Source organism: Anaerolineales bacterium (genome assembly GCA_022866145.1).
Classification (GTDB): domain Bacteria; phylum Chloroflexota; class Anaerolineae; order Anaerolineales; family E44-bin32; genus PFL42.
Genome location: JALHUE010000077.1, coordinates 1 through 4,489, shown reverse-complemented (window position 1 = coordinate 4,489; position 4,489 = coordinate 1). Strand labels below are relative to the sequence as shown.

The 4,489-nt window shown below is 66.2% G+C and carries 4 protein-coding genes; 1 reads left to right on the top strand and 3 read right to left on the bottom strand.

Features of this window, described 5'->3' with window-relative positions; translation table 11 throughout:
• Window positions 1–9 precede the first annotated feature (9 nt).
• Together MUO23_02545 and radC are read right to left on the bottom strand one after the other, a co-directional pair.
• Window positions 10–1,662 (bottom strand): M23 family metallopeptidase, encoded by a 1,653-nt coding sequence (locus MUO23_02545; protein MCJ7511832.1) that lies wholly within the window; start codon window positions 1,660–1,662, stop codon window positions 10–12.
• A 15-nt stretch (window positions 1,663–1,677) separates the two neighbouring features.
• On the bottom strand, window positions 1,678–2,376 hold the full coding sequence (gene radC / locus MUO23_02540; protein ID MCJ7511831.1) for a DNA repair protein RadC: 699 nt from the start codon (window positions 2,374–2,376) through the stop codon (window positions 1,678–1,680).
• Window positions 2,377–2,784: 408 nt separating this feature from the next.
• Here radC and MUO23_02535 point away from each other — a divergent pair, with 408 nt between their 5' ends.
• On the top strand, window positions 2,785–3,276 hold the full coding sequence (locus MUO23_02535; protein ID MCJ7511830.1) for a zinc ribbon domain-containing protein: 492 nt from the start codon (window positions 2,785–2,787) through the stop codon (window positions 3,274–3,276).
• 253 nt (window positions 3,277–3,529) lie between these two features.
• Here MUO23_02535 and eno read toward each other — a convergent pair.
• Window positions 3,530–4,489, bottom strand: a 960-nt coding sequence (gene eno, locus MUO23_02530; GenBank protein MCJ7511829.1) for a phosphopyruvate hydratase, incomplete at its 5' end; no start/stop codon positions are given.

Genomic DNA, 4,489 nt, shown 5'->3' with positions numbered 1-4,489 from the left:
GCTTCCGCGTCACGCGCTAGACGGCCCGCCTCGATTGCGTGGGCGGTCGCCGATGGGACCGGCGATCTCCCGGTCCTCCCCGGACTCGGTCCTCCAGACAACCGAGTCGAATCCCTTCCGGGCCGAGAGGCAGCTGCACAGGGCCGCCCCGATCACCGGCTCGTCCCCGACGATTTCCAGGAACTCCAGGTATTCCCTGGCCTTGACCTGGGCGGGGACATCCTCGGAGGGATTGGCGAAGGCCGTGATCAACAAACGCTGGCCCGGAAAACGGTCGATGACCTGCTCATACCAGCGGCCGCCACTGACGGCGAGCATCGATTCCCGGCTGTCCCAGTAGGCATGAACCCCGATCCAGTCGGCTTGCTCTGCCGCCGCGCTCGCCTCCTCCAGGAACGGCAAGGCCGCAGCCCGCCAGCCTTCCAGGTGATCCCCAGGATCGAGCCCAGGAAAGCCGAGCCGCACGTCAGGCTGCTCGGCGCGAATCGCGCGGGCGGTCTCGAGCCACCAGGCGGCAAGCTCCCCCCCGTCACGCCAGGCCCGATTCCATCCGCCAGACTGTAGATTGGGAACACTCCCCAGCTCGAAGTCCCGGACGCCTTCCCGCAACAGCCGGCCGATGTCGCCCATGCAGCGGGAAAGCGAGTCGGCGACCTGCAGGCCATCTCCGCCCTCGGGAGAAGGGATCGAAATGATCAACTGGATTCCAGGATTGACGCGCCGAAGCGCCCGGACTGTCTCCTCGGGTTCAGCCAGGCTGAGGCTCAGCGCTTCCAACCTGGCCCGCGCCACGAGATCAAGATCCACGGGGCGCAGCAGCCCGTCCACCCGTCCGACCGCACCCACAAGGCAGCGCTCGGCCGGCCAGCCTTTCGCTTCCACCTGTTTCAGGCGATACCCGTCCGGCCATACGAGATACGGCGTGGGATCGATGATGTCCTTGGGATAGCGGGTCTCCCCGCGTGCAGTCGCTCCGTCCTGCTTGAGGGTCAGGTGCAGATGGGAGCCAGTCGAGGCGCCGGTTGAGTCGGCCTTTCCAATCAGTTGGCCGCCCTTGACTTCCTCGCCGACCCCCACCAAAGGCTTAGCCAGGTGGGCGTAGACCGTCTTGAAACCATCCCGGTGTCGCACCCGAATATGGATCCCGTAGGCGTGGTGCTTGGCATCCCTGAAGACCTCATACACGACGCCGTCGAAGGCCGAATAGATGTTGGTGTTGGTCAAGGCTCGCATGTCCACCCCTTCGTGCCCAGGCAGGCCGAAGCGATGGTAGATCTGCGGATTGACGCCGAACGGCTGGGTCACCACGGGGTAGTCAGTGGCCCACAGCAGAAAGAACGGCCGCAGCCGCTGTCCGTATCGATCCTTTGCTTCGATCCGTTTCTCGAACTGCCGCTGAAGCTTCCCGGGCGTAGCGGCCGAGATCGCGTCCACTCGTATGCCGGGATACCGCTTCTGATACCACGCCACCATGTCTTGGCTCTCGGCATACGCGCCGGGGAAATCCGGAAAGCTGATCACTTGCCGCGGCGCCATGTACCGCCCGGCGGTCGCGGGATCAGAAGTCAGGTTGGGGCCGAACGCCAGAACATACCCCTGGGAGGCCCGAACCCACTCCCAGTAGTCCTGCCGAGGCAGCAATAGGATCTGGAACTCTGCCATTCTCCACCACCCCCGTCAGGCAAAACCCAGGCCGCGGCCCTTCAGAGAGACGAACCGCCCCTGGCCCACAATCAGATGGTCGAGCACCTCGATGTCCAGCAGCCTGCCGGCCTCTACCATGCTGCGCGTCAGCGCGACGTCTTCGGGGCTGGGTGTGGGGTCGCCGCTGGGATGGTTGTGTACGACCACCAACCCCGCGGCATTGGCCCGGATCGCCTCACGGAAGACCTCACCAATGCGCACGCTGGCCGCGTTCAGACTCCCCTTGTAGACCTCCACCATCCGGATCAGGCGGTTCCGGGTGTCGCACAGCAGTACCCGCATATGCTCCTGCTCGAGCGCCTGCATCTCATACGACACCAACCGGGCGACATCCTGAGGGCTCTGCAACTCCGGTCGCTCCTCGGGCGTCAGGGCGGAAACACGCCGCCCGATCTCCATGGCCGCCTGCAGCTGGGCGGCTTTGGCCGGACCGATCCCGCTCATCCCGCACAGATCATCGAACGACATCCGCTGCACCCCGCCGAGACCGCTCCCGGCGGACAGCATCATTTCTGCCAGCTGGACAGCGCTTCGGCCGCGAAGGCCACTGTGGATCACAATCGCCAGCAGCTCGCCGTCACTCAGCGCACCGGACCCCAGACGCTGCATGCGCTCTCGCGGGCGCTCACCGGAGGGCATGTCGGCGATTCGATGCACTTCGTAGCCCGTCACTGCATCCCCCTGCAACGCGGACTCTGCGACTATAGTGCACGCTCCGTGCACTGTCAACGCGCCGGGCGCGCAGCCACCGCTCGCGAACCTAGAAGTTCGCCTCTCCCTCCACAGGCGTCGCCGCGCCTGGATCGGAGAGCTGACGGCTGGCGCCCCATTTTCTCGGGCCGCTCCGAACCCCGATCCCGATGGCCTGCGAAGCGGGGGCCCTCCCCAAGGGGTGCAGACGCCGCACTCGGCGCACGCGTGCTGGGTCGATCCGGGCCGGGCTCGGGGCTCAGCCGTGACCCCACGCTCACGGGGGTATGCACTCACCGGAAGGAACCCGAAATCAACGGCCGCGGTCCGAAGCTTGCACTGCTTCCGCCACCTCTGCGTGCTATAATCGCCCGCCGAGGGAGGAATCGGATGCCCTTTCAGACCAGCCTGGGAACCCTGCGAGACGCCCTGCTGTTCGGCACAGCGCTGCTGGGGGCATTCCTGGCCGCCCTGTGGTTGGCCCTGGTGTTCTGGACCTACCGTGACCTGGGCCGCCGCTCACAAGACCGCCTGCTGCGCCTGCTGGCGGCCCTGGTCGTCCTCCTGCTCGGGCCGCTCGGAGTGATCATCTACCTGCTGCTGCGCCCGGCTGCCACCCTGGACGAGGTCTACCAGCACGCCCTTGAAGAAGAAGCGCTGCTGAGCGAGATCGAAGCCAGGACCCAGTGCCCCGGCTGCGGCGCCCGGACGCTGCCCGACTGGCAGGTCTGTCCCGCCTGCGCCACCCGGTTGCGACGGGCCTGTGCTTCGTGCGGACAGCTGCTCGAACTTCCTTGGCGGCTATGCCCGTTCTGCGCCGCACCCGTTGTGACTCGAGCCGAGAACGGCGATCGCGAACCTGCTCCCCTGACCAGCAACTGACCCGCCTTGAGGGGTCGCCTCCCATCTGTCAGCGCCTGACCCAGCGGTCCAACCTCGCGCCATGGCGACGCCCCTGGAGACGGCGACCTGCCCGTTGGAACCTACCGGTCGGTCTGGGTTCGTCACGGCTGCAAAAAAGCCTGCGGGAACCAGGGTTTCCGGATCCCGCAGCAGGATGCGCTTTCTGGCGACGGCTCAGGGGGTCACCCAGCAGGCGAGCCGGCCTCTCCCCCTTTGCCCCCAGGCAGGGAGCTTAGGTCCGCCGCAGCGCCCCCCAGCCGGCATAGGTCCCGGTGTCCTCAAGCTCTGCCTCGATCCTCAGCAGCTGGTTGTACTTGGCTACCCGGTCAGAGCGGGCCGGCGCTCCAGTCTTGATTTGGCCCATGTTCAACGCCACCGCCAGGTCGGCGATGGTGGCATCTTCTGTTTCGCCCGAGCGGTGTGACGTCACCGCTCGCCAGCCGGCGCGCTGGCACATTTCGACGGCCTCGATAGTCTCGGTCAGCGTCCCGATCTGGTTGAGCTTGACCAGTAGGGCGTTGCAGGCTTGCTCCTGGATGCCCCGTCGCACCCGTTCCGGATTGGTCACCAGCAAGTCATCTCCCACCAGCTGCAGGCGCGAGCCCAACTCGCGGGTCATCAGCTTCCAGCTTTCCCAATCGTCCTGCGCCAAGCCATCCTCAATCGACACGATCGGGTACTGCTCGACCCACGACTTCCAGAACTCGACCATCTGCTCGCCGGTGAGCTCCTTCCCCTCCCGCCGCAACACGTACCGCTTCTTGTCTTCGTCATACAGCTCGGAGGCAGCCGGGTCCAGCGCAATCGAGATCTGCTCGCCCGCCACATAGCCCGCCTTCTGGATGGCTTCCAGGATGACCTCTACCGCTTCGGCGTTGGCCTTCAGCGCCGGAGCGTAGCCGCCCTCATCGCCGACCAGGGCCGTGTAGCCGCGCGCCTTGAGCACATCCTTCAGCACCTGGTAGACCTCCGACCCCCAGCGCAGGCCTTCGGCGAAGCTCGCGGCGCCGAGTGGCATGATCATGAATTCCTGGGCATCCGTCGACTGCCAGCCGGTGTGGGCGCCCCCGTTGAGGATGTTGAGCATCGGCACGGGCAGCACGTGGGCGTGCACGCCGCCGATATATCGATACAGCGGCAGCTCGAGCGAGTTGGCCGCCGCTTTGGCCACCGCCAGGCTGACCCCCAGCAT